At 70.2% G+C, this 22,551-nt stretch carries 19 protein-coding genes; 13 read left to right on the top strand and 6 right to left on the bottom strand.

The features are described from left to right. Positions 1-14: 14 nt before the first annotated feature. The 10 genes from DACI_RS28485 to DACI_RS28440 all read left to right on the top strand — a co-directional run bounded on the left by DACI_RS28485 (position 15) and on the right by DACI_RS28440 (position 11,681). Positions 15-2,111 carry a hydantoinase/oxoprolinase family protein gene (locus DACI_RS28485; protein ID WP_012207430.1) on the top strand — a complete coding sequence of 699 codons (2,097 nt, stop codon included), beginning with the start codon at positions 15-17 and terminating at the stop codon, positions 2,109-2,111. Further along, positions 2,108-3,904: a hydantoinase B/oxoprolinase family protein gene (locus DACI_RS28480; RefSeq protein WP_012207429.1), complete on the top strand. Its 1,797-nt coding sequence runs from the start codon at positions 2,108-2,110 to the stop codon at positions 3,902-3,904. Before DACI_RS28485 ends, DACI_RS28480 begins: the two co-directional genes overlap by 4 nt. A gap of 8 nt (positions 3,905-3,912) precedes the next feature. Next, positions 3,913-4,278, top strand: a complete 366-nt coding sequence (locus tag DACI_RS28475) for a hypothetical protein (protein ID WP_012207428.1) — start codon at positions 3,913-3,915, stop codon at positions 4,276-4,278. Beyond that, a complete protein-coding gene (locus DACI_RS28470; protein WP_012207427.1) occupies positions 4,275-5,360 on the top strand; it encodes a CobW family GTP-binding protein in 1,086 nt (361 codons plus the stop codon). The genes DACI_RS28475 and DACI_RS28470 overlap by 4 nt, the downstream gene beginning before the upstream one ends. A gap of 46 nt (positions 5,361-5,406) precedes the next feature. Continuing rightward, positions 5,407-6,405, top strand: a complete 999-nt coding sequence (locus DACI_RS28465; protein ID WP_012207426.1) for a tripartite tricarboxylate transporter substrate binding protein — start codon at positions 5,407-5,409, stop codon at positions 6,403-6,405. A gap of 98 nt (positions 6,406-6,503) precedes the next feature. After that, positions 6,504-7,622: a porin gene (locus DACI_RS28460; protein WP_012207425.1), complete on the top strand. Its 1,119-nt coding sequence runs from the start codon at positions 6,504-6,506 to the stop codon at positions 7,620-7,622. A 131-nt stretch (positions 7,623-7,753) separates the two neighbouring features. Next, a complete protein-coding gene (locus tag DACI_RS28455) occupies positions 7,754-8,734 on the top strand; it encodes a quinone oxidoreductase family protein (protein ID WP_012207424.1) in 981 nt (326 codons plus the stop codon). After that, entirely contained in the window at positions 8,731-9,738 is a 1,008-nt protein-coding gene (locus DACI_RS28450) for a LysR family transcriptional regulator (RefSeq protein WP_012207423.1), read from the top strand. Before DACI_RS28455 ends, DACI_RS28450 begins: the two co-directional genes overlap by 4 nt. Then, positions 9,735-10,625 (top strand): DMT family transporter, encoded by an 891-nt coding sequence (locus DACI_RS28445; protein WP_012207422.1) that lies wholly within the window; start codon positions 9,735-9,737, stop codon positions 10,623-10,625. The genes DACI_RS28450 and DACI_RS28445 overlap by 4 nt, the downstream gene beginning before the upstream one ends. An 84-nt stretch (positions 10,626-10,709) precedes the next feature. Then, complete coding sequence (locus DACI_RS28440; protein WP_012207421.1) at positions 10,710-11,681, top strand: LysR family transcriptional regulator; 972 nt, start codon at positions 10,710-10,712, stop codon at positions 11,679-11,681. A 48-nt stretch (positions 11,682-11,729) separates the two neighbouring features. Here the strand turns inward: DACI_RS28440 and DACI_RS28435 are convergent, their stop codons facing one another. From DACI_RS28435 to DACI_RS28410, 6 genes are all read right to left on the bottom strand, one after another. Beyond that, a complete protein-coding gene (locus DACI_RS28435; RefSeq protein WP_012207420.1) occupies positions 11,730-13,997 on the bottom strand; it encodes a xanthine dehydrogenase family protein molybdopterin-binding subunit in 2,268 nt (755 codons plus the stop codon). A gap of 14 nt (positions 13,998-14,011) precedes the next feature. After that, positions 14,012-14,485 (bottom strand): (2Fe-2S)-binding protein, encoded by a 474-nt coding sequence (locus tag DACI_RS28430; protein ID WP_012207419.1) that lies wholly within the window; start codon positions 14,483-14,485, stop codon positions 14,012-14,014. Between the two features lie 218 nt (positions 14,486-14,703). Beyond that, a complete protein-coding gene (locus DACI_RS28425; protein WP_012207418.1) occupies positions 14,704-15,900 on the bottom strand; it encodes a c-type cytochrome in 1,197 nt (398 codons plus the stop codon). A gap of 12 nt (positions 15,901-15,912) precedes the next feature. Further along, on the bottom strand, positions 15,913-16,749 hold the full coding sequence (locus tag DACI_RS28420; RefSeq protein ID WP_012207417.1) for an ABC transporter ATP-binding protein: 837 nt from the start codon (positions 16,747-16,749) through the stop codon (positions 15,913-15,915). Next, positions 16,743-17,798 carry an ABC transporter permease gene (locus DACI_RS28415; protein WP_012207416.1) on the bottom strand — a complete coding sequence of 352 codons (1,056 nt, stop codon included), beginning with the start codon at positions 17,796-17,798 and terminating at the stop codon, positions 16,743-16,745. The genes DACI_RS28420 and DACI_RS28415 overlap by 7 nt, the downstream gene beginning before the upstream one ends. Continuing rightward, positions 17,795-18,901, bottom strand: coding sequence for an ABC transporter substrate-binding protein (locus DACI_RS28410; protein WP_012207415.1), 1,107 nt, complete (start codon positions 18,899-18,901; stop codon positions 17,795-17,797). Before DACI_RS28410 ends, DACI_RS28415 begins: the two co-directional genes overlap by 4 nt. 218 nt (positions 18,902-19,119) lie before the next feature. Here DACI_RS28410 and DACI_RS28405 point away from each other — a divergent pair, with 218 nt between their 5' ends. From DACI_RS28405 to DACI_RS28395, 3 genes are read left to right on the top strand one after another with little or no spacing between them, the layout of a single operon-like run. Continuing rightward, positions 19,120-20,547, top strand: coding sequence for an O-acetylhomoserine aminocarboxypropyltransferase/cysteine synthase family protein (locus DACI_RS28405; protein ID WP_012207414.1), 1,428 nt, complete (start codon positions 19,120-19,122; stop codon positions 20,545-20,547). A 35-nt stretch (positions 20,548-20,582) separates the two neighbouring features. Next, complete coding sequence (locus tag DACI_RS28400) at positions 20,583-21,686, top strand: isopenicillin N synthase family dioxygenase (RefSeq protein WP_012207413.1); 1,104 nt, start codon at positions 20,583-20,585, stop codon at positions 21,684-21,686. Positions 21,687-21,733: 47 nt separating this feature from the next. Next, positions 21,734-22,546: a MetQ/NlpA family ABC transporter substrate-binding protein gene (locus DACI_RS28395; RefSeq protein ID WP_012207412.1), complete on the top strand. Its 813-nt coding sequence runs from the start codon at positions 21,734-21,736 to the stop codon at positions 22,544-22,546. The last annotated feature ends 5 nt before the right edge of the window (positions 22,547-22,551 follow it).

The raw sequence follows: 22,551 nt of genomic DNA, 5'->3' as shown, positions 1-22,551 counted from the left end.
CTCCGGAGAAATTCATGGATAACCAACAAGCGATTTCGCAGCGGCCCCGGCTGCGCATTGCCGTCGATATCGGCGGCACCTTCACCGACATGGCGGCGTTCGACGAGGCCAGCGGCCGGCTGCTGTTCGGCAAGGCCCTGTCCACGCATGGCGAGCTGGTCAACGGCATCCAGGCCACGATAGACAGCGCGGGCATCGACTGGCGCGACGGCCATCTGTTCCTGCACGGCTCCACCATTGCCATCAACACGCTGCTGGAGCGCAATGGCGCCCACACCGCGCTGCTGATCACCGAGGGCTTTCGCGACATCTACGAGATCGGCCGCGTGAACCGGCCCGATGCCTACAACCTGTTCTTCAACAAGCACCAGCCGCTGGTGCGGCGCTCGCTGCGCCATGAGGTGTCCGAGCGCCTGCGCGCCGACGGCAGCCTGCACAAGCCGCTGGACGAGGCGGCCGTGCGCGAGCTGGCCCGCGAGCTGGCAGGGCAGGGCGTGGAGGCCGTGGCCGTGCTGCTGCTGCATTCCTACCGCAATCCGGCGCACGAGCAGCGCGTCAAGCAGATCCTGCAGGAAGAGATGCCGGGCGCCTTCGTCTGCGCCTCGCACGAGCTGTCGCAGGAGTACCGCGAGTTCGAGCGCGTGTCCACCGCCGTGGCCAATGCCTATGTGGGGCCGCGCGTGTCGCAGTACCTGGGCCAGCTGGAGAACCACCTGGGCGGCAAGGGCTTCGAGGGCGATTTCTACATCGTGCAGTCCACGGGCGGCCTGTTCCCGGTCGAGCATGCCAAGGTGGGCTGCGTTCGCATGCTCGAATCGGGTCCGGCGGCCGGCGTGATCGGCGCCCAGGCCATCTGTGCGCAACTGGGCATGGGCGATGCCATCGCCTTCGACATGGGCGGCACCACGGCCAAGGCCGGCGTGATCAGCGAAGGCCGGCCGCTGACCACGGGCTCGGCGCTGATCGGCGGCTACGAGCAGGCCCTGCCGATACAGATCCCGATGATGGACATCCACGAAGTGGGCACGGGCGGCGGCTCCATCGCCCGCGTGGAGACGGGCAACGCGCTGCGCGTGGGCCCGCAGAGCGCCGGCTCCATCCCCGGCCCCGTGGCCTATGGCCGTGACGGGCTGGAGCCCACCGTGACCGACGCCAACCTGGTGCTGGGCCGGCTGGACGCGGAGCATTTCCTGGGCGGCGAGCTGCAGCTGGACATGGACGCCTGCCAGCGCCAGATGGCCGAGCGCGTGGCGACCCCGCTGGGCCTGGAGCCCACCGAGGCGGCCGACGGCATCCTGCGCATCGCCGTGACGCAGATGTCGCATGCCGTCAAGGCCGTGACCACCGAGCGCGGCCTGGATGCGGGCAGCTTCACCATGGTCGTCTACGGCGGCGCGGGTCCGCTGCACGCCTCGGCCATTGCGCGCGAGATCGGCATCCGCAAGGTGCTGATCCCCTATGCGCCCGGCTATTTCTCGGCCTACGGAATGCTGTTCTCCGACCTGCGCTACGACTATGTGCGCTCGGTGTTCCGCAAGCTGGGCGAGGTGTCCTTCGAGGAGATCGAGGCCGCCTACCAGAGCATGGAGGACGAGGGCCGCGCCGCGCTGGCGCAGTCCGGCATCGCGCCGGACGGCATCGTGATCGAGCGCGCCGCCGACATGCGCTACGTGGGCCAGGAGCATGCGGTGACCGTGGACCTGCCCATGGCCTTCTTCGAGGGACGGGACCGCTCGGCCATCAAGCGCCAGTTCGACGAACTGCACAAGGTGCGCTACGGCACCTCGGCCCCGCAGGAGCCGGCCGACCTCGTGAGCCTGCGCGTCACCGTGCTGGGCACGATGAAAAAGCCGCCCCGGCACAGCGTGGAGCGCGGCAGTGCCGAGCCCAGCCGTGCCTCCGTGCGCACGGTCAAGCCCGTCTATTTCCGCTCCAGCGGCTGGGTGGACACGCCGGTGCATCTGCGCGAGCGCCTGCTGGCGGGCAACGAGATCGCGGGGCCCGCGCTGATCGAGGAACACGCATCCACCACCGTCGTGCAGCCCGGCGACCGGCTGCGCGTGGACGAACTGGGCAATCTGCAAATCGACATCGGGAGCGACCGCACATGAACCACCCCACTGACTCCAGGCCCGTCGATCCGGTCACGGTCGAGATCATCCGCAACGGCCTGTACGCCGTCACGGAGGAGATGAAGACCAACCTGACGCGCACGGCCTACAACCTCATCATCTACGAGGCGCTGGACTTCACGGTCGGCCTGTTCACGCGCGAGGGTGACACGGTGTCCATCGGCCTGGGCCTGCCCATGTTCATCCGCGGCATGTCGGAGACGGTCAAGGCCAAGATCCGCCACTTCGGCTACGAGAACATCCTGCCGGGTGACATCCTGGTCACCAACGATGCCTACACCACCGGCAGCCACCTGAACCACTTCACGTTCACCATGCCGGTGTTCCATGAGGGCCGGCTCGAAGGCTTCACCTGCTGCATGGCCCACTGGCTGGACGTGGGCGGCACGCTGGGCAACGTCACCACGGACATCTTCAGCGAAGGGATACAGATCCCCATCATGAAGTACCAGCGCCAGGGCGAGGTCAACCAGGACCTGATCGACATCATCGCGATGAACGTGCGCCTGGCCGAGCGGGCCCTGGGCGATCTGCGCGCGCAGATCACGGCCATCACCACGGGCGAGCGCCGCTATGTGGAACTGCTGCAGCGCTATGGCGTGGATGCGGTCAATGGCGCCATCGCGCAGATCATGGATTCCAGCGAGGCCGTGGCGCGCAAGAACACGCTGTCGATTCCCGATGGCGTGTACGAGGCCGAGTCCTTCATGGACGACGACGGGCTGGACATCGGCAAGCGCATTCCCATCCGCGTCAAGGTCACGGTGCAGGGCGACGAGATGACGGTGGACCTGTCGGATGTCTCCAAGCAGGTGCGCGGCTTCTACAACTCGGGCTTCACCACGGGCATCGCCTGTGCGCAGGTGGCCTACAAATGCCTCACCACGCCGACCGACTACCCGGTCAACGACGGCAGCTTTCGGCCGCTCAAGGTGATCATGCCCATGGGCACGGTGATCAGCGCCGAGAGGCCGTATCCCATGCGCGTGTGGATGACCTTCCCCATGACGGTGATCGACACCATCTTCAAGGCCCTGGCGCCCGCGATTCCCGACCGCTCCATCGCGGGCCACCATGCGGACCTGGTGTTTCCCAACATCCATGGCATCTCGCCCGAGGACGGGCGGCTGTTCATCGTCGGCATCGGCCCGCTGGGCGGCGGCTGGGGCGCCAAGAGCCGTGAGGACGGCGTGTCCGTCACCGTCTGCATCAATGACGGCGACACCCACAACAGCCCCACCGAGCAGCTCGAGGCCAAGTACCCGGTGCTGGTGGAGAAGTACGAGATCCGCCAGGACTCGGCCGGCGCGGGCCAGTACCGGGGCGGCCTGGGCGCGGAGATGGTGGTGCAGGCGCTGTCGCCCTTCACCGTCACCACGCGCATCGACCGCGTGCACTGCAAGCCCTGGGGCCTGGAGGGCGGCGGCGACGCCATGGGCAACGGCCTGGCCGTGCGCCACAAGGGCGAGTGGAAGACCGACCATGCCAACGCCAAGATCTTCAACGTGCGCCTGGAACGCGGCGATGCCTACCGCATGCTGTCGGGCGGCGGTGGGGGCTTTGGCGACCCGCTGGCGCGCGAACTGGACAAGGTGGCCGAGGACGTGCGCGAAGGCTATGTGAGCGCCCAGGTGGCCCGCGAGGTCTACCGCGTGGCGCTGGATGGCCAGGGACAGGTGGACCACGAGGGCACGCAGGCGCTGCGCAGTGCGCCCAGAGTGCCCGGTGCATCCGGTGCAGCGGCTGCCGCCGTGGCCTGGGACGGGCAGTGAGCACGGCCATGGCCTCCGACCACGCCCTGCAGGCCGGCCGGCTCTGGGACCTGTGGTGCGCCCTGGCGCTGCGCCATGTCGCCCTGGGCGGTGCCTGCGCCTGCGGGGCGGGCGGCATCAGCCTGCGGCTGGAGGACTTCGAGCTGGACATCGTGGACTACCTGCAGGACGGGGGCGAGCGCTGCGAGCAGCCCGAGGTGGCGGCCTGGTTCCGTGCCCGGCCCGCACCCGGGCAGGGCGCGCAGCCGCTGCGCGGCCTGCTCGATGCGCTGGGCTCGGACGAGGTGCCGCAGGCCGTGGCGCAGTGGGCGCTGGCGCGGCTGGAGCGCACGCTGCGTTCGTTCGCCGAGGTGCATGGTGGGGTGGCGTCATGAGCGGGCATTTCTCCAGCCTGCTGGCCCTGCCCGAAGCGGCGGGGCAGCGCATTCCGGTCACCGTGCTCACGGGCTTCCTGGGCAGCGGCAAGACCACGCTGCTCAACCGGCTGCTGGCGCTGCCGGACCTGCACGGGACGGCCGTCATCGTCAACGAGTTCGGTGCGGTCGGCATCGACCAGGACCTGACCAGCCTGGCCTGCGAGGACACGGTGCTGCTGGCCAATGGCTGCCTGTGCTGCAGCGTGCGCGGCGATCTGGTGGAGGCGCTGGAGCGCCTGGCCCTGCGCGAACAGGGCGCGCCGCGCCGCGTGCTGATCGAAACCAGCGGCCTGGCGGACCCGGGGCCGATACTGCGCTCCTTCCTGGGCGAGCCCGCCGTGCGGGCGCGCTATGCGCTGGCCGGCGTGGCCTGCACGGTCGATGCCGTGCTGGGCAGCGCCACGCTGGCAGGCTATCCCGAAGCGGTGCGGCAACTGGCCGTGGCTGACCTGGTGCTGCTGACCAAGACAGATTTGCTGGGCGGCGCACAGCCCGCTGCGCAACTGCGGGCCCAGGTGCAGGCCATCAACGGCGAGGCGCCACAAGGCATGGACCCCGCCCACCATGTGGCGCTGCTGCAGCGGCTGATGTCGGAAGGCGCGACGGGGCAGGAGGACGCCGCTGCGGGCATGCTCCAGACGCCCGGCTACCGGGCCATGGCTCCGGTGACAGCTCCGGTGACAGCGCCGGCAGGCGCGCACCGCGACGGCATCTCGTCCTTTGTGCTGCAGCGCGACGAGCCCCTGCCCGCGCAGGCGTTCGGCGAATGGATGGACTGGGTCACGGCCATGCGCGGCGATGACCTGCTGCGCGTCAAAGGCATCGTGCACCTGCAGGAGCACCCGGACCAGCCCCTGGTCATCCATGGCGTGCAGCACCTGTTCGCCCCGCCGCAGACGCTGCCCCGCTGGCCGGGTACCGACCGGCGCACGCGCATCGTCTTCATCACGCGGGGGCTGGATGCCCAGGCCCTGGACGACACGCTGAGCGTGCTGGTGCGCAGGCACAGGCGGCGCGCGCCGAATCAGGACCCGGGCTGAGCCACGCAACGGCCGGCCCATTTTCAAAAGAAACAGGAGACAAAGCATGAAAACTCTGACACGGCTGAAGGGGCCGGTGCTGGGCGCCTTACTGGGTGCGCTGGCTGCCTTGCCCATCGCCAGCATGGCCTCGTCCAGTGCGCCCGCCGCCTTTCCCGAGCCGGGCAAGATGGTCAAGGTCATCGTCCCGTTCGTGGCGGGCGGCGGCGTGGACAGCGCGGCGCGCCTGTTCGCCGAGCAGTTGCGCAAGCAGCTGGGCACGACGGTCATCGTCGAGAACCGCGTGGGCGGCAGCGGCGTGGTGGGGGGCCGTGCGGTGCTGGCGGCTGCCCCCGATGGCTACACCCTGCTGTTCTCGGCCGCCACGCATGTGCTGGCCAAGCAGGTGCTGGCCCATCCGCCCTATGACCCGCAGACCGACTTTGTCCCCGTGGCGCGCGTGGGCGAGGCGCCGCTGATGCTGGTGATCTCGCCGCAGCTGCCCCACAGCAAGCTGGGCGAGGTGCTGGCCGCAGGCGCCAAGAGCACGTGGACGGCGGCCATTCCCGCCGTGGGCGCGCCCAGCCACCTGGCCACGCTGCTGCTGGCCCAGCAGGGCCGCATGCGCCTTGAGTACGTGCCCTACAAGGGCACGCAGCCCGCGCTGGTGGATGTGGGCGGCGGCCATGTGGACCTGCTGCTCGACTCCATGGTCTCCGTGCTGCCGCTGGCCAAGGCCGGCAAGGTGCGGCCGATTGCCATCACCTCCGGCAAGCGCAGCCCGCTGGCGCCCGAGGTGCCCACCATGCAGGAAAGCGGCCTGCCGCGGTTTGCCTACACCTCCTGGTACGGACTGTGGGCGCCCAAGGACACGCCTGCCGACCGGGTGCAGCGGCTGAACCAGGCCTCCAACGCGGCGGTGGCCGAGCTGGCCAGGTCCGGCGCCTTCGCGAGCCTGGGCATCGACACGGTTTCGGAGAGCACCGAGCAGTTCAAGCGCTTCATCGCCGCCGATGTGGCGCAGAGCGCCGCGCTGCTCAAGGGCGCGGGCTTCAAGCCCGAGTAGCCGGGCAGACCCCGGCACACGCCCGAGAAAAACAAAGAGCAAAGAGCAAAGCAAAGCAAAGCAAAGCAAAGCAAAGCAAAAAATCACAAGGAGACAACATGCAGGTATTCATACGCCATGCCCTGGCCGCCTCGCTGGGGGTGGCCGCCGCACATGCGGGCGCGCAGTCCTCGGTATCGATCTCGGGCACCGTCGATGTGAGCGTCAGGCAGGTGCGCAACCAGGGCCTGGGCACGGTCACCTCGCAGGCCAGCGGCGCCAACTCCACCAGCAAGCTGGTATTGCGGGGGCAGGAGGACCTGGGCGACGGCCTGAGCGCGGGCTTCTACCTGGACGGCAGCCTGCTGGCCGACACCGGCGCCATGGGCGCCAGCGGCCCGTTCTGGGACCGGCGCTCCACGGTCAGCCTGGCCTCGCGCCAATGGGGCGAGCTGCGGCTGGGGCGGGACTGGGTGCCCACGCACCTGGTGTGGAGCGGCTTCGATCCGTTTGCCACGCTGGGCATCGGCAGCGCCAATGGCTTTCGCTCGTTCACGGCTTCCCGCGCGCTGGGCCAGGCCTTCGGCACGGCGCCGGAGTCGCAGGCGGCCAATCCCACGCTGCGCGTGAGCAATGCGGTGGAGTATTTCCTGCCGGCCGGCCTGGGCGGGCTGCAGGGCGTGTCCGGCAGCCTGATCGCCACCTTGGGCGAGAAGGGCGCCACGGCGGCAGGCCAGACGCGCGGCAACGGCTTTCGGCTGGGCTGGGCGGGCGCGGGCTGGAACGTGGCGGGCGCGCAGTTCACCACGCGCAACACCCTGAGCGGCATCCATTTCAAGGACCAGAGCTACGGTGTCTCCTACGACTTCGGCTGGCTCAAGGCCAGCCTGGCCCAGCGCCGCTGGGTGCATGGCGTGGACCGCACGGTCAACACCCTGGTGGGCATGAGCGTTCCCGTGGGCAGCGGGGTGGTCAAGCTCAGCTACGTCAAGGCCGACCAGACGGGCGCGACGGCGGCGCAAAGCGCCAGCGATGCCGACCTGTGGGCGCTGGGCTATGTGCACTCGCTGTCGCGGCGCACGGCGCTGTACGCGCATGCGGCCCGCATGTCCAACCGCAATGGGGCGGCCTTCGCCATTGCCGGGGGTGTGGCAGTCAGCGGCAATCCGGCCGCGGCCAATTACTTTGGCGGGCGCGCCTCCACGGCCTTCGAGCTGGGCATCCGGCACGACTTCTGACGGGCAGCGTGGGCAGCCTGCGCGCTGGTTCGTGGTCATTGCTGCACCCCATGCAGCAGTGAACTGCACGCCGGCCTATTGCTGCCGTCAATCGCTTCTTCTACGCTGCACCCATTTCACGGAGCAGCGAGATGAATCCATTGATCAAGGTCCGCATGGACGCCGCAGGCACCCCCGACGCCATGCGCCTGGAGCCGGTCGAGGTGCAGGCGCCCGGCCCCGGCCAGGTCTGGCTGGAGCAGACGGCCATCGGCGTGAACCCGCTGGACGTGAGCCAGCGCAAGGGCGCTGTCGCCATCGCCTTTCCCTCGGGCCTGGGGCTGGAGGGCGCGGGGCGGGTGGCCGCCGTGGGCGAGGGCGTGACGAATGTGGCCGTGGGCGAGCGCGTGGGCTACGCCACGGGGCCGCTGGGCGCCTATGCCAGCGCCCGCCTGTATCCGGCCGAGCGCCTGGTGAAGCTGCCCGATGCGCTGCCTGACGACGCGGCGGCGGCCGTGCTGTTCAAGGGCATCACGGCGCAGTACCTGCTCAAGACCACCCATGCCGTGGGCCCCGGCAGCCGCATCGTGATCTATGGCGCCGCCGGTGCGCTGGGCCAGTTGATGTGCGCCTGGGCCAGGCACCTGGGCGCCCTGGTGATCGGCGTGGTGTCCAAGGCCGCCAGCGTGGAGCGCGCGCGGGCGGCCGGCTGCGACGAGGTCTTCGTGTTCGATGCGGCCACGCTGCCGGGCCAGGTGCTGCAGGCCACCGGGGGCCTGAAGGCCGACGTGGTCTACGACCCCATCGGCCGCACGACGCTGGGCGCCTCGCTGGACTGCCTGCGCCCGCGCGGCCTGCTGGTGTCCTTCGGCGCGACCTCCGGCCTGCCCGATCCCATCTCGGTGGCCACGCTCAATGCCAAGGGCTCGCTGTTCCTCACGCGCCCCTCGCTGGCCGCGCACACGGCCACGGCGGCCGAGTACCAGGAGCGCGCACGGGACGTGCTGGCCGCCGTGGCGGCCGGCATCATCGTGCCTAGCGTCTGGCGCCGGTATGCGCTGGCGGAGGTGGCGCAGGCGCATGGCGATCTGGAGCAGGGACGCTCCCAAGGTGCGATCATCCTGACCCCATGAACCTTCTGGACAGCCAGCACGCCGATGAACTGGCGGCCCTGGTGGCGCTGCATGAACAAGGCTCCTTCGCTGCGGCGGGGCGGGCCTTGCTGCGCCATCCGTCCGTGCTGTCCAAACGCCTGAACGCGCTGGAGACCCGGCTGGGCGTGCGGCTGGTGGAGCGCAGCACACGCCATCTGCACCTGACCGACGAGGGCCTGCGCCTGGTGGACAAGGTGCGCCAGGCGGCCGGCCTGATCGCCGATGCCCAGAAGGAGGCGGCCCAGGGCGCCTCGCAGGCGCGGGGCCGGCTGCGGCTGTCGCTGCCGGCCGCCATGGGGCGGCGCTGGCTCAGCCCGCTGCTGGCCGAGTTTGCGCTGGCCCATCCGCAGATCGTGCTGGAGGTGGAGTATGCGGACCGCTTCGTGGACATCGTGGGCGAGCGCTTCGACGCGGCGGTGCGCATAGGCCGGCTGGCGGACAGCCGTCTCGTGGCGCTGCGGCTGGGCGGGCACCAGCGCATCCTGGGCGCCGCTCCCGCCTACCTGCAGGCCCACGGCACGCCGGTGCACCCCGAGGACCTGGCGGCGCACCGCTGCCTGGGCTTCACGGGGCTGCAATCGTTTCCGCAATGGGAGCTGGTGCACGGTGGCACATCGGGCGATGTGCCTCAGGGCCAGGCCCGGCACACCGTGCTGGTGCGCGGCCCCATGGTCAGCAATGACAGCGAGGCCCTGCTCACGGCCGCCGTCATGGGCGTGGGCATTCTGGCTGGCGGCGACTGGCTGATGAGCGAGCACATGGCCGCAGGCCGGCTGGTGCGGGTGCTGCCGCAATGGCGCCTGGATGGCGCCTCGGGCATCTACTTCGTGCGGCCCTCGGCGGCGTTCAGCAGCGCGGCCATGACGGCGCTGCGCGACTGCCTGGTGCGGTGGTTTGCCACGCGCAGCCCCTGGCGCACGGGGCATGACACACTGGCGCCGCCCCCATCCCTGCCCCCGCCCTTTTCCGCATCCGCTCCATGACCCAAAAAACCTCGCCGCCCGCCATGGCGGCCGCCTTGCTTCCCTGGCTGTTCGTGCTGCTGTGGAGCACGGGCTTCATCGGCGCCAAGTTCGGCCTGCCCTATGTGGAGCCGCTGACCTTTCTGACGCTGCGCTATGCCATCGTCCTGGTGCTGATGGCGGCGGTGGCCCTGGTGCTGCGCGCGCCCTGGCCGCGTTCGGCACGCCAGTGGCTGCACATTGGCGTGTCAGGGCTGTTCGTGCATGGCGTGTACCTGGCCGGGGTGTTCACGGCCATCGCCCACGGCCTGCCTTCGGGCGTGACGGCCCTGGTGGTGGGGCTGCAGCCGCTGATCACGGCCCTGGTGGCCGGCACCTTGCTGGGCGAGTCCGTGCGGCCCCGGCAGTGGGCCGGGCTGGCGCTGGGCTTCACGGGCGTGGCCCTGGTGGTGGCGGGCAAGATCGCCTCGGTGCCGGTCCATGCCCTGCTGGCCATGCTGGTGCCGGCCGTGGTGGCTCTGGCCGGCATCACGGCCGGCACGCTGTACCAGAAGCGGTTCTGTCCATCGTTTGATCTGCGCACGGGCTCGGTCATCCAGTACCTGCCCTGCCTGGTGGCGACGGGGGCGCTGGCCCTGGCCACCGAAACCATGCAGGTGCGCTGGAGCGGCGAGTTCCTGTTCGCGCTGGGCTGGCTGGTGCTGGTGCTGTCCGTGGGCGCGGTCAGCCTGCTCAACCTGCTGATACGCCGCGGCGGCGCCGTGCACGTGGCCAGCCTGTTCTACCTGACGCCACCGGCCACGGCCCTGATCGCCTGGGCCATGTTCGGCGAGACGCTGGGCGGCCTGGCGCTGGCGGGCATGGCCTTGACGGCAGCCGGCGTGTGGCTGGCGCGGCAGGGGCGCTAGCTTGCCCCGCAAGCCGCGGGCAGGGCATGTGCAAAGGCGGGATACTGCGGCACTGTCAGCCCACGAATACCGGATTTCCGCACCATGCCCATCAATGAACTGCGCGCCATCGCCACCTTTGCCAAGGCGGTCGAGCTGGGCAGCCTGCGCCAGGCGGCGCTGTCCCAGGGCGTGAGCCCCCAAGCCGCCAGCCAGGCGGTGGCCCATCTGGAGCAGCACCTGGGCGTGCGCCTGCTGCACCGGACCACGCGCAGCCTGGCGCTGACCGAGGAGGGCCAGCGTTTCCTGCAGGACACCCAGCCGGCGCTGGCCGCGCTGGACCGCGCACTGAACCTGGCACGCGACAGCCGCGAGGGCATTGCGGGGCCGTTGCGCATCGTGGGCCCCAAGTCCTGCTTTGCGCCCGTGCTGATGCCGCTGCTCGATGAGTTCTGCCGCCTGCACCCGGGCATCGTCCCCGATGTGCGGCTGGACGACGGCATAGGCAACTGGGTGCTGGACCGGGTCGATGCGGGGTTTCGCATCGGCGCCTCGCCCGATGAAAGCGTGATCGGGCGGCGGCTGTTTCCCGTGCAGCTCATCGTCTGCGCGGCGCCGCAGTACCTGCAGCGCCATGGCGTGCCCCGGTCGCTGGACGAGCTGGCCGCGCACCGCTGCAGCATGTTCCGCCATGCGGCCACGGACACGGTGATGCCCTGGTACCTGCCGGTCGATGGCGAGCTCACGCACCGCTACCTGCAGCCGGCCCTGTCCACCAACGATGCCGAGCTGGAGCTGCATGCCGTGCTGGCCGGCCAGGTGCTGGGCCAGCTGTCCAACATCTGCGCGGCCGCGCACATCCGCGCGGGGCGCCTGGTGCCCGTGCTGCTGGCGCATGTCAGCGAACACATCGGCCTGCATGTCTACTACGGCAGCCGCGACGCGCTGCCCCGGCGCGTGCGTGCCTTCATCGACCTGGCCGTGCAGCGGCTGCAGGACTGCCCGGACTATCTGCTGTCCATGGAAGAACTGGAAAGGGCGGCGGCCGCAGGTGCCGCCGCCCTTTCCGGCGGCTGACCGGGATCAGGTCCGGCCGTTCAGGCCAGCTCGATCACGCCAAGTCGATCACGCCAGGTCGAACGGCAGCTTGCGCACGGGCTTGCCCGTGAGCTGCGCCACGGCGTTGGCGAAGGCCGGTGCCAGCGGCGGCAGGCCGGGCTCGCCCATGCCCGTCGGCGGCTCGGCGCTGGGCACGACGTGGACGGCGATCTCGGGCATGTCGGTGATGCGCGGCACGGCGAAGTCGCCGAAGTTGCTTTGCTCCACCACACCGTCCTTGAGCGTGATCGCCGCGCCGGGCAGGCACATGGACAGGCCCATCAGCGCCGCGCCCTGCACCTGCGCCTCGATGGTGCGCGGGTTCACGGCCAGGTTGCAGTGCACGCCGGCCGTGGCCTTGTGCAGCACCGGGCGGCCGTCCTTGACCGAGGCCTCCACCACATAGGCCACCACCGTGTCGAAGGACTCGTGCACGGCCACGCCCCAGGCACGGCCCGCGCGCAGCTGGCGCTTGCCGTAGCCGCTCTTGTCCACGGCCAGCTGCAGGGCCAGGCGATGGCGCGGGTGCTTGTCGCCGAACATCTGCATGCGGTAGGCCACGGGGTCCTGGCGGCTGCTGCGCGCGATCTCGTCGATCAGCGTTTCCATGACGAAGGCCGTGTGGGTCGATCCCACGCTGCGCCACCACAGCACGGGCACGTTGACCTTGGGGTGGTGCACGGTCAGGCGCATGGGCAGCGGATAGGGCTCGCGCATGCCCTCCACGGCCGTGGCGTCGATGCCGTTCTTGATCATGCCGCCCTCGAACATGGTGCCCGCCGTGATGGACTGGCCCACGATGGCGTGGTCCCAGCCCAGCACCTTGCCGCGTTCGTCGAAGCCGATCCTGGCGCGGTGCAGGTGCATGGGGCGGTAGTAGCCGCCCTTGATGTCGTCCTCGCGGCTCCAGACCATGCGCACGGGGGCGTTCAGGCCGGCGCGGCGCGCGGCCAGCGCCACCTGGCAGGCTTCGACCACATAGTCGCTGGTGCCCACGCCCCGGCGGCCAAAGCCGCCGCCGGCCATCTGCACGTGCACGCGCACCTGCTCGGGCTTGAGGCCCAGCACGCGCGCCGCGGCCATGCCGTCCACGCCCGCGAACTGCGTGCCCAGGTAGAGGTCGGCTCCTGCCTCGCCGGTCTCGCTCATCTGCACCGTGCAGTTGAGCGGCTCCATGGGCGCATGGGCCAGGTAGGGGAAGCTGAACTCGGCCTCGATATGGCGCGGCGCCTTGTCCAGCGCCGAGATATCGGCGTCGAAGTGGCGCGCGCCGGGCTGCGCGGCCAGTTCGCGGTACTGGGCCAGCTGGCGTTCGCTGTCCACCTTCTCCACGGCGTCGGTGTTCCATTGCGCCTTCAGCGCCTCGCGGCCCTTGCGCGCTGGCCAGTAGCCGGTGGCGATCACGGCCACGCCTTCGCCGCCACCGTCCACGGGCACGCGCAGCACGGCCTTGACGCCGGGCACGGCACGCGCCGCAGCGTCGTCCAGCGAGGCCAGCTGCGCCTTGAACACGGGCGGGTGTGCAATCACCGCCGTCAGCTGGCCCGGCAGGTGCATGTCGATGCCGAAGCTCTGCTGGCCGCTGCTCTTGGCCCGGGCGTCGATGCGGCCCGTGGGCTTGCCGATCAGCCGAAAGTCCTTGGGATTCTTCAGCACGACGGTGGCCGGCACGGGCTGGGCCATGGCGGCCTGGGCCAGCTCGCCATACGACAGCTTCTTGCCGTTGGGGCCGAGCACGAAGCCCTCGCGCGTGCGCAGCGTGGCGGCGTCCACCTTCCACTGCGCGGCGGCGGCGGCCACCAGCATGGCGCGCGCACGGGCGCCCAGCTCGCGGTACTGGGTGTAGCTGTGCTTGAGGGCGGTGGAGCCGCCCGTCATCTGGATGCCGTAGCGCGGGTCGGCATAGGCCGCATCGTTGCCGCCCAGGCGTGCGCGGACCTTGCTCCAGTCGGCGTCCAGCTCCTCGGCCAGCACCAGGGGCAGGGCGGTGTGCACGCCCTGGCCGAATTCCAGGCGGTTGATGGCCACGGTGACTTCGCCATTGGGCGAGATCTCCACGAAGGAGGCGGGCTGCTCGGTGGGCTTGAGGCCGGCGGCCTCGCCCTTGGCCGGCGCCTGCGCCATGGCGGGAAACACGCCCAGGGCCAGCGAACCGGCACCGGCGATCTTGAGGAAGCTGCGGCGGGGGATCTGTGCAAGGGTGGGCGCGTCGGCGATGGCAGCAGCGGCCTCGTCACGGTCCAGGATGTGCTGCAGGGCGCGCGGCAGTTCGGCGGGGTTGAAGGTGGTCAGCATGCGGCGTTCTCCGTTCAGCCCAGGGTGCGCGCGGCATCGGCCACGGCCGTGCGGATGCGTGCATAGGTTCCACAGCGGCAGATGTTGCCGGCCATGGCCGCGTCTATCTCCTCGCCGCTGGGCTTCTTGCCCTTGGGCAGCGACTTGAGGAAGGCCGTGGCGCTCATGATCTGCCCGCTCTGGCAGTAGCCGCACTGGGCCACGTCGTGGCGCACCCAGGCATCGCGCACGGCGGTGCCCACGCGGTCGGAGCCCGAGGTCATGGCCTCGATGGTGGTGATCTTCTGGCCTGCGGCGGCCGAGATCGGCGTCACGCAGGAACGTATGGCCTGGCCATTCATGTGCACCGTGCAGGCGCCGCACAGCGCCGCGCCGCAGCCGAACTTGGTGCCGGTCATCTCCAGCGTGTCGCGCAGGGCCCACAGAATGGGCGTCTCGGGGTCCAGGTCCATGGAAACGGTCTTGCCGTTGATGGTGAGATCGGTCATCGCAGTCTCTCCTTGTTGTGGGGGCTTTTGGGGATGGGGTCCCGTGGGAGTGTCGCCGTCGCCCGGGCTTGAGGGAAGAGGGCGGATCCGTCGAGGCGCCGACTATAGAAAGGCCATGCCCCCGCCACTAGCCATGTTCCGCTTGAAAGATTGACAAGAGCAAGTTGCGAATGCCCTGCAGATTCTGTGTGCCCGTGTTCCTCTGCCTCCGTGCAGGTTCAATGCACAAACCCACCCTTGATGAACCGCACGGGCTCGGCGTCCATGCGTGCAATCAGCGCGCCCAGGCCGTCGGCCAAGGCGCCAGCGCCAACGCCGGAGGTGGCCTTGGCCGCCGTGTCCGTGCGGCAGACCAGGTCGTCCTCCGACCAGCCCTGGGCGCCCGGACGCGATAGCGCGCGCAGCCAGCCGCTGCGGTCGCCCAGCCATTGCATGCCCTGCAGCTGCTCCGAACCGCTGAGCAGGGCCATGGCCTGCCAGGCGCGCGGGTCGTTGACGGTGCAGTCCAGGGCGCTGGCGGCGCGGTTGCCGCCATCGGGCGACAGCTGCAGGCTGACCAGGCGCGGGTCTTCCTGCACCGGGCCGCTGCCTGCCACCACCCTCAGCCGCTGCTGGCGGCTTTGCCAGGTGCTCAGGCGGCGTGCGGGCTGGCCTGCGCACTGCACGGCCATGTCGGGAAGGCCCACGGGATAGGGCCAGCTGCCGGCGATCTGCAGCATCTGGCCTGCGGCGCGGGCCTTCATGAAGTCGATCAGGGCCCAGGCGTCGTCGCTGGACAGCCGGTCGGCCTGGCCGTGTGCCCGTGCGCCATCGCCAGACTCCACGGGGCGGCGGTCATGAAGAATGGCCCAGAGCAATTCCCCATCGGCGCGGCGCCACAGCAGCGGGCTGGTGAAGTTGGGAGGCCAGACCGGCTGGCTGGCGGCCAGCGGGCCGTGGCCCCGGCCATCGGCACCGTGGCAGGCCGTGCAGTGCTGGGCATAGGTGGCGCCGCCGCGCGCAATGCTCTCCACGCTGAAGCCCGTGGGCGAGGCATGGAAGCTGGTGGCATGCGCGGGCACCAGGATCAGGTCGGCACGCGGCCAGGGGGCCAGCAGCAGGGCGAGCGCGGCCAGCGCGGTCAGCACCAGGGCCGGCAGGCGGATGCGGCGCAGAACCAGGACCAGCACCAGCGCCAGCACCAGCAAAACGATGGCGGTGGCCACGGCCGCCAGCGACCACAGCAGGCCCCGGGCCTGGCCCAGGTCGATCAGCAGGTTTTCGCCGGACAGGCGCAGGGCCCAGGGCCAGGCAGGCTGGCCGTCCACCGTGCCGGCCAGGCCCAGGCCATGCAGCAGCTGCAGCAGGCCGACCTGGGCCTGCTGCATGGCGCCGATCAAGGGGTTGAGCCAGTCGGGGGAGTCGCTGCGTTGCATCGGAGGCGGGCGCTACCAGGTCTGGTCCAGGCCCAGGTGGCGCAGGGCCTCGTGGCGCAGCTCGGACAGGCGGGCGTGGCCGCGCTGGCGCGGGTAGGGCAGGTCCACATCGATCTCGGCCACGATGCGGGCGGGCCGCTGGCTGAAGACCAGCACGCGGTGGGCCAGGAAGAGGGCCTCTTCCACATCGTGGGTGACCAGCAGCACGGAAAAGCCCGCGCGCTGCCAGATCTTGAGGATCTCGCTTTGCATGGCCAGCCGCGTCAGCGAGTCGAGCTTGCCCAGCGGCTCGTCCAGGATCAGCAGGCGCGGGTCGTTGACCAGGGCGCGCGCCAGGGCCGCGCGCTGGGCCATGCCGCCCGACAGCTGGTGGGGATGGCTGTCCGCGAAATCCTCCAGTCCCACCAGGCGCAGGGCCTCGTCGATGCGGTGGGCCTGGCTGTCCAGCAGGCCGCGTGCCTGCAGGCCCAGGGCCACGTTGCCGCGCACCGTGCGCCAGGGAAACAGGGTGGGGTCCTGGAAGACGACGATGCGCGAGGGATCGGGCTCGGTGATGGCCGTGCCGTCCTGCGCCACGGCGCCGGCCGTGGGCGCGTCCAGTCCGGCCACCAGGCGCAGCAGCGTGGACTTGCCGCAGCCGCTGGGACCCAGCAGGGCCACGAACTCGCCGGGCCGCACCTGCAGGCTGACCTCGTCGAGCACCTGCAGCGCGCCCTGTCCCTGGCCGAACCAGTGGCTGACGGCCTGCACATCGATGGCCGCGCCGGCTAGGGCCGCCCCGGCTAGGGCCGCCCCTGCGATGGCGGGCGTGGCTGCGGCGTTGGCGGCGTGTTCTGCGGCAATCACCATTTGACGGTTCCCTTCTGCCACGACAGCGTGCGGTCGCGCACGGTGAACAGCAGCGTGATCAGGCCCGAGCACAGCACGGCCATGACCAGCAGCGCCGTGTACATGTTGGCGTAGGCTGCCCAGCCCTGGGCCCACTGCAGGTACCAGCCCAGGCCGGCCTTCACGCCCATCATCTCGGCCGTGATCAGCACCGAGAACGAGGCGCCCAGCCCCATGAACAGGCCCACGAAGACCTGGGGCAGGGCGGCCGGGATGGCCACGCGCAGCACCAGGAACCAGGGCGATGCGCCCAGCGTGCGCGCCACGTCGTAGTAGCTCTTGCTGACCGATGCCACGCCCGACCAGGTCAGCACGGCCACCGGAAAGAACGTGGCCAGCGCCACCAGGAACACGGCTGCCGAGTAGCTGGACGGCGCGAAGAAAAAGGCCAGCGGCAGCAGGGCCGAGGCCGGCACCGGCCCCAGGAAGCGCAGCAGCGGATGCACCCAGTAGCCCGCGATGCGCGACCAGCCTATCCACACGCCCGTGAGAAACCCGATCACCGCGCCGAACACGATGCCGTTGAGCAGCAGCCGCAGCGAATACAGCGTGGACAGGCCCAGGCGCTGCCAGTCCTCATGGACCACGTCGATCAGGCTTTGCGGTGGTGCAAAGAAGGGCGGCGGCAGCGCGCCGAGCTTGGCTGTCAGCGTCTCCCACAGCGCCAGCAGCAGCGGCGCCGCCACCAGCCAGGCACCGGCCGGGCGCAGCCAGCGGTCGATGCGCCGTGCTGCCCGTACGGGTCGCACAGGCAGCACGGCCGATGCCAGCAGCAACAGGGCCACGGCCAGGGCGGCAATGCCGAACTCCTGCGTGAACGCCCATTCGCTGAAGCCGATCTCCTTGTTGGGCCACAGCAGGGTCAGCATGCCCAGGCCGGCCCAGGCGGCGGCGGCCAGCAGGCCGGCGCGCCAGGGGCCTGCCTTGCGCGTGCCCTGCGCCTGTTCCCGTTCCAGGCCGGGTGCGGCATCCGTGGCGCCCAGGCGCCAGCGTGGTCTTGCGGTGCTCATGCGAGGACGTCCAGCGTGATGTGGCTGGCAAAGCGGCCAGGGTCGGTCTGCTTCTTGAGCACGCCGGCCGTGCGGAAGTCGGCCGCAAAGGCCTGGACCTCGTCGCGCAGCGGCTTGCCGTGCGGATGGTGCTTGAAGGTCAGCTCGGCCAGCAGGCGCTGCAGGTCTTCGACGGGCACCTTGGGCGAGTACTTGGCAAAGATCTTCGCCGTCTCATTGGGGTTCTCGGCGATGTAGTCCGAGGCCTGGGTCAGCGCGCGCACCACGCTGGCCGCTGCGGGCTTGTTGGCCCGGGCGAACTTTGCGCCTGCGCCGATCACGCAGCAAATGCTTTCGGCGTACTCGTTCTTGGCGCTGTTGCCCAGTTCGAGGAAGGTGCCGGGGTTGCGTTTCTCGATCAGGTAGAGATTCGGGTCGCCGTCGGCAATGGCCTGGATCTCGCCCTTCTTGGCGGCCACATCCAGCAGGTCGGCCGGGTAGACGCGCCATTCGATGTCCTTGTCCACATCCAGGCCGCGCTTGGCCAGGTGGATGGAATAGAACTGCTTGGCCGGACTGTTGAGATCGGCCACGCCGATGGTCTTGCCCTTGAGCGTGCTGGGGTCCAGCGTGACGCCGGCCGACTTCAGGCCCACCAGGCGCAGGCAGCCGCCGTGCACGCTGCCGATGAGCTTGACATCCAGCCCCGCCTCCAGCGGCTTGATCCAGCGGTGGATCAGGCCCGCGCCCGCATCGGCCTTGCCCGTGGCCAGCGCCTCCAGCAACTGGTCGGCCGAGCCGCCCCAGTTCAGCAGTTCCACATCCAGGCCGTTGCGCTCGAAAAAGCCGCGCTCCAGCGCCACGGGAATGGGCGAATGGCAGAAGCTGGCCTGGCTCCAGGCAAAGGTGATCTTCTGGCGCGGCTGCGCCCCGGCGCGGCCGCTGAACCAGGCGGCCGAGCCCAGCGCGCCGGCTGCGGCGCCGGCGCGGATCAGGGTGCGGCGCGAGAGCGAGGGCTCGGATGCCTCGGGAGCATCGAGCGCCCCGAAAGCACCGCAATCGGCGCCATGGGCGCAGCGGCTGTCCTGGGTCCTGTCGATCTCGGTCTGGGTCTTGCGGGTCATGGAACTCCCTCCAAAGCAGTTTCGGGACTGCCGATGCTGTCCGCTCAGTGCCGTGTTTCCAACGACGCAAAACGCGCATCCATATGTGCGTGGCAACTAGGAAGGGCGCGGCCCGGCGACATGCGCAAACCGAATAAGCGAACGCGTTTTTCTTCGTAGTGCGCAGGGCGCGGGCTTCGAATAATGGGCTGCATCGACCACTCATACGGAGTCCATGCATGACCTCAGCGACCGGCACCGAGTCCGCCCCGCACGACGCAGCCAGCGATGCGCTGTGGCAGCAGGACACCCAGGCCCTGCACGCCGGCTACCGGGGGCGAGAGCAGCAGCGCAGCGCGGCCGTGCCCATCTACCAGAGCACCTCCTTCGTGTTCGACAGCGCCCAGCACGGCGCCAACCTGTTCGGCCTGGTGGAGGAGGGCGATGTGTACTCGCGCACGGCCAACCCCACGCTGGCGGTGCTGGAGCAGCGCATTGCGGCTCTCGAAGGCGGCGTGGCCGCGCTGGCCCTGGCCTCGGGCATGGCCGCCATCGACGTGGCACTGGCCACGCTGGCCAGTGCGGGCGACCATGTGGTCGTGGCCTCGCAGTTGTATGGCGGCACGCACAACTTCATCGCCCATGTGCTGGCCTCGCGCGGCGTGCAGAGCACGGCCGTGGCCAAGGATGATTTCCAGGCGTTGCGCCGGGCGATAGGGCCGCGCACCAAGGCCGTGTTCGTGGAGTCCGTGGGCAATCCATCGGGCGGCATTGCCGACCTGCGCCAACTGGCCGATATCAGCCATGCGGCGGGCGTGGCGCTGGTGGTGGACAACACCGTGGCTTCGCCGCTGCTGCTGCGGCCCTTCGACTGGGGCGCCGACATCGTCGTGCATTCGGCCACCAAGGCCATTGGCGGACACGGCAATGTGCTGGGCGGGCTGATCGTGGACAGCGGCCGCTTCGACTGGGTGGCGCACGCGAGGCGCTACCCGCAGTTCAGCGCGCCCGAGCCGGCCTACCAGGGCTTTGTCTTCACCGAGAAATTTCCCGACCGGGCCTTCATCGCGCGGGCCCGTGCCGTGCTGCTGCGCAACTGCGGCGCGGCGCTGGCGCCGCACAGCGCCTTCCTGCTGCTGCAGGGCCTGGAGACGCTGGGCCTGCGCCAGGAGCGCGCCAGCCGCAACACGCTGGCCGTGATCGATTTCCTGCAGCGCCATCCGCTGGTGGAGCGCATACACCACGCCAGCCAGAGCGGCCACGCCGACCACGCGCTGGCCCTGCGCCAGCTGCGCGGCGGGCATGTGCCGGCGCTGCTGGGCTTCGAGCTGCGCGGCGGCCGCCCGGCGGCGCGCGCCTTCTATGACGCGCTGCGCCTGTTCCTGCGCCTGGTCAACATCGGCGACAGCAAGTCGCTGGCCGCCATTCCTGCCGAGACCACGCACAGCCTGCTCAGCGACGAGGAGCTGGCACGCGTGGGCATTGCGCCCGGGCTGGTGCGCCTGTCCATCGGCATAGAGCACCCGCAGGACCTGCTGGCCGACCTGGCGCAGGCGCTGGAGCAGGCGCAGGGCCATGCGCTGGACCAGGCGGTATTGGCTGCCGAACGCGAACAAGACCGCGAACAAAACCGCGAGCAAGACCGGGATCAGCGCCTGGCGGCCTGAGCGTCCCTTCCTTCCCCCTTCCCTGGCAGCACAGCATGAGCACCTTGACAGCATCCACTCTCGAAGCGCCCGCCGCCACAGCGGCAACCCCGGCCCTGCCCGTCATCGACCTGCAGGCCCTGCGCGACCCGGCCACGCAGGCCCAGGCGCTGCGCCAGCTGGCGCGCACGGCACGCGACACCGGCTTCTTCTACCTGGAAGGGCACGGCATAGGCCGGGACGCATGGCAGGGCATACAGCGGCGCGCGCGCGAATTCTTTGCGCAGCCGCTGGCCGACAAGCAGGCGCTGGCCATTGCCAACACGCGGCACTTCCGGGGCTATACGGCCGTGGGGATGGAGATCACGCGCCAGCGGCCCGACCAGCGCGAGCAGATCGACCTGGGCGAGGAGTCGCCCGAGATTCCCGCAGGCCCCGGCGTGCCGGACTGGAAGGGGCTGCAAGGCCCCAACCAGTGGCCGCAGGCCCTGCCCGGGTTCCGCGAGGAGGTGCTGGCCTGGCAGGCGGCAGCGCATGGCGTGGCGCTGGAGCTGCTGCGCCACTTCGTGGCCGCGCTGCAGCTGCCCGAGGGCGCGCTGGACGCTCTGGTCAGCGGCCTGCCTGCGCACCGCATCAAGATCATCCACTACCCGGGCAGCGAGCTGGGCGCAGCAGGCCAGGGCGTGGGCGCGCACAAGGACGGCGGCCTGCTGACCCTGCTGCTGCAGGACGAGGTGGGCGGGCTGCAGGTGGAGACGCCGGCCGGCTGGGTCGATGTGCCGCCGCGCGACGGGGCCTTCGTCATCAACATCGGCGAGATGCTGGAGCTGGCCACCAACGGCTATCTGCGCGCCAACGTGCATCGCGTGCTGGTGCCGCGCGCAGGCGTGCAGCGCTACTCCATCGCCTACTTCCTGGCGCCGCGCCTGGACCTGGGCCAGGTCCCGCTGCTGACCCTGCCGCCCGAGCTGGCCGTGCTGGCCACGGGGCCGCAGAGCGATCCGGACAACCCGCTGTTCAGCCATGTGGGCGAAAACGCGCTCAAGGGCCGCGTGCGCTCCCACCTGGATGTGGCCCAGCGCTTCTATCCCGAGCATTTCGCCCGCCTGCAGGCCCAGGCCCGCGCCGCTGGCCGTGAGTTGCACCCCGGTGCCTATTGATCGATTCCTGTTGATCGGTGCCTGTTGATTCTTGAAAGGACTGTGCGATGGACAAGCGAGTATTTCTGCGGGGACTGGCGGCGGGGGCCTCGGTGGCGGCGATGTCAGGCGCCATCCGGGCCGCGCAGGCCGGCCCGCTGCGCGTGGGCGTGCGCGGCGGCGTGGACGAGGAAATCTGGGAGGTGGTGACCCGCGTGGCACGCGAGCAGGGGCTGCAGGTCAAGCCCGTGGTCATCAGCGGCGCGGCCAGCCCCAACGAGGCGCTGAACAACGGCGACATCGAGGCCAACTCCTTCCAGCATGTGCCGTTCCTGCGCGACCAGAACCAGCAGCGCGGCTACCGGCTGGTGGCGGCGGGCGACACCTACATCTCGCCCATCGCCTTCTATTCGAAAAAGCACAAACGCCTGGCCGACCTGCCCGCTGGCGCGCGTCTGGGCATTCCCAACGATCCCAGCAACCAGACGCGTGCGCTGGTGGTGCTGCAGGACCAGGGCATCCTGAAGCTGCGCGAGGGCTTCGACCCCTTCAAGGGCACGGCGGGCCTGGCCGACATCGCCAGCTACCAGAAGAAGGTGCAGCTGGTGGAGGCGGCCTCGGTGGTGCTGGCGCGCTCGCTGGACGATCTCGATGCCTCGGCCATCGTCAACAGCTTTGCCTACCAGGCCGGGCTGATCGCCACGCGCGATGGCATTGCCGTCGAAAGGCGCGAGCGCAATCCCTACGTGAACATCATTGCCGTGCACGAGCGCGACCGCGCTGCACCCTGGGTCGCGGCCCTGCTGCGCGCCTACCAGTCCGAGCCCGTGCGCCAGTTCATCGTGAGCAGGTACCAGGGCTCGGTGCTGCCGGCCTTCTGAGGCGT

Origin of the sequence: Delftia acidovorans SPH-1 (assembly GCF_000018665.1) — a bacterium.
Taxonomy (GTDB): Bacteria; Pseudomonadota; Gammaproteobacteria; order Burkholderiales; family Burkholderiaceae_C; genus Comamonas; species Comamonas acidovorans.
This window is presented reverse-complemented; position numbering and strand designations above follow the sequence as displayed.

Excerpts from the sequence above, each read along its gene's own strand:
- DACI_RS28485 (WP_012207430.1), top strand. The coding sequence starts at position 15 with ATGGATAACCAACAAGCGATTTCGCAGCGGCCCCGGCTGCGCATTGCC.
- DACI_RS28480 (WP_012207429.1), top strand. The coding sequence starts at position 2,108 with ATGAACCACCCCACTGACTCCAGGCCCGTCGATCCGGTCACGGTCGAG.
- DACI_RS28475 (WP_012207428.1), top strand. The coding sequence starts at position 3,913 with ATGGCCTCCGACCACGCCCTGCAGGCCGGCCGGCTCTGGGACCTGTGG.
- DACI_RS28470 (WP_012207427.1), top strand. The coding sequence starts at position 4,275 with ATGAGCGGGCATTTCTCCAGCCTGCTGGCCCTGCCCGAAGCGGCGGGG.
- DACI_RS28465 (WP_012207426.1), top strand. The coding sequence starts at position 5,407 with ATGAAAACTCTGACACGGCTGAAGGGGCCGGTGCTGGGCGCCTTACTG.
- DACI_RS28460 (WP_012207425.1), top strand. The coding sequence starts at position 6,504 with ATGCAGGTATTCATACGCCATGCCCTGGCCGCCTCGCTGGGGGTGGCC.
- DACI_RS28455 (WP_012207424.1), top strand. The coding sequence starts at position 7,754 with ATGAATCCATTGATCAAGGTCCGCATGGACGCCGCAGGCACCCCCGAC.
- DACI_RS28450 (WP_012207423.1), top strand. The coding sequence starts at position 8,731 with ATGAACCTTCTGGACAGCCAGCACGCCGATGAACTGGCGGCCCTGGTG.
- DACI_RS28445 (WP_012207422.1), top strand. The coding sequence starts at position 9,735 with ATGACCCAAAAAACCTCGCCGCCCGCCATGGCGGCCGCCTTGCTTCCC.
- DACI_RS28440 (WP_012207421.1), top strand. The coding sequence starts at position 10,710 with ATGCCCATCAATGAACTGCGCGCCATCGCCACCTTTGCCAAGGCGGTC.
- DACI_RS28435 (WP_012207420.1), bottom strand. The coding sequence starts at position 13,997 with ATGCTGACCACCTTCAACCCCGCCGAACTGCCGCGCGCCCTGCAGCAC.
- DACI_RS28430 (WP_012207419.1), bottom strand. The coding sequence starts at position 14,485 with ATGACCGATCTCACCATCAACGGCAAGACCGTTTCCATGGACCTGGAC.
- DACI_RS28425 (WP_012207418.1), bottom strand. The coding sequence starts at position 15,900 with ATGCAACGCAGCGACTCCCCCGACTGGCTCAACCCCTTGATCGGCGCC.
- DACI_RS28420 (WP_012207417.1), bottom strand. The coding sequence starts at position 16,749 with ATGGTGATTGCCGCAGAACACGCCGCCAACGCCGCAGCCACGCCCGCC.
- DACI_RS28415 (WP_012207416.1), bottom strand. The coding sequence starts at position 17,798 with ATGAGCACCGCAAGACCACGCTGGCGCCTGGGCGCCACGGATGCCGCA.
- DACI_RS28410 (WP_012207415.1), bottom strand. The coding sequence starts at position 18,901 with ATGACCCGCAAGACCCAGACCGAGATCGACAGGACCCAGGACAGCCGC.
- DACI_RS28405 (WP_012207414.1), top strand. The coding sequence starts at position 19,120 with ATGACCTCAGCGACCGGCACCGAGTCCGCCCCGCACGACGCAGCCAGC.
- DACI_RS28400 (WP_012207413.1), top strand. The coding sequence starts at position 20,583 with ATGAGCACCTTGACAGCATCCACTCTCGAAGCGCCCGCCGCCACAGCG.
- DACI_RS28395 (WP_012207412.1), top strand. The coding sequence starts at position 21,734 with ATGGACAAGCGAGTATTTCTGCGGGGACTGGCGGCGGGGGCCTCGGTG.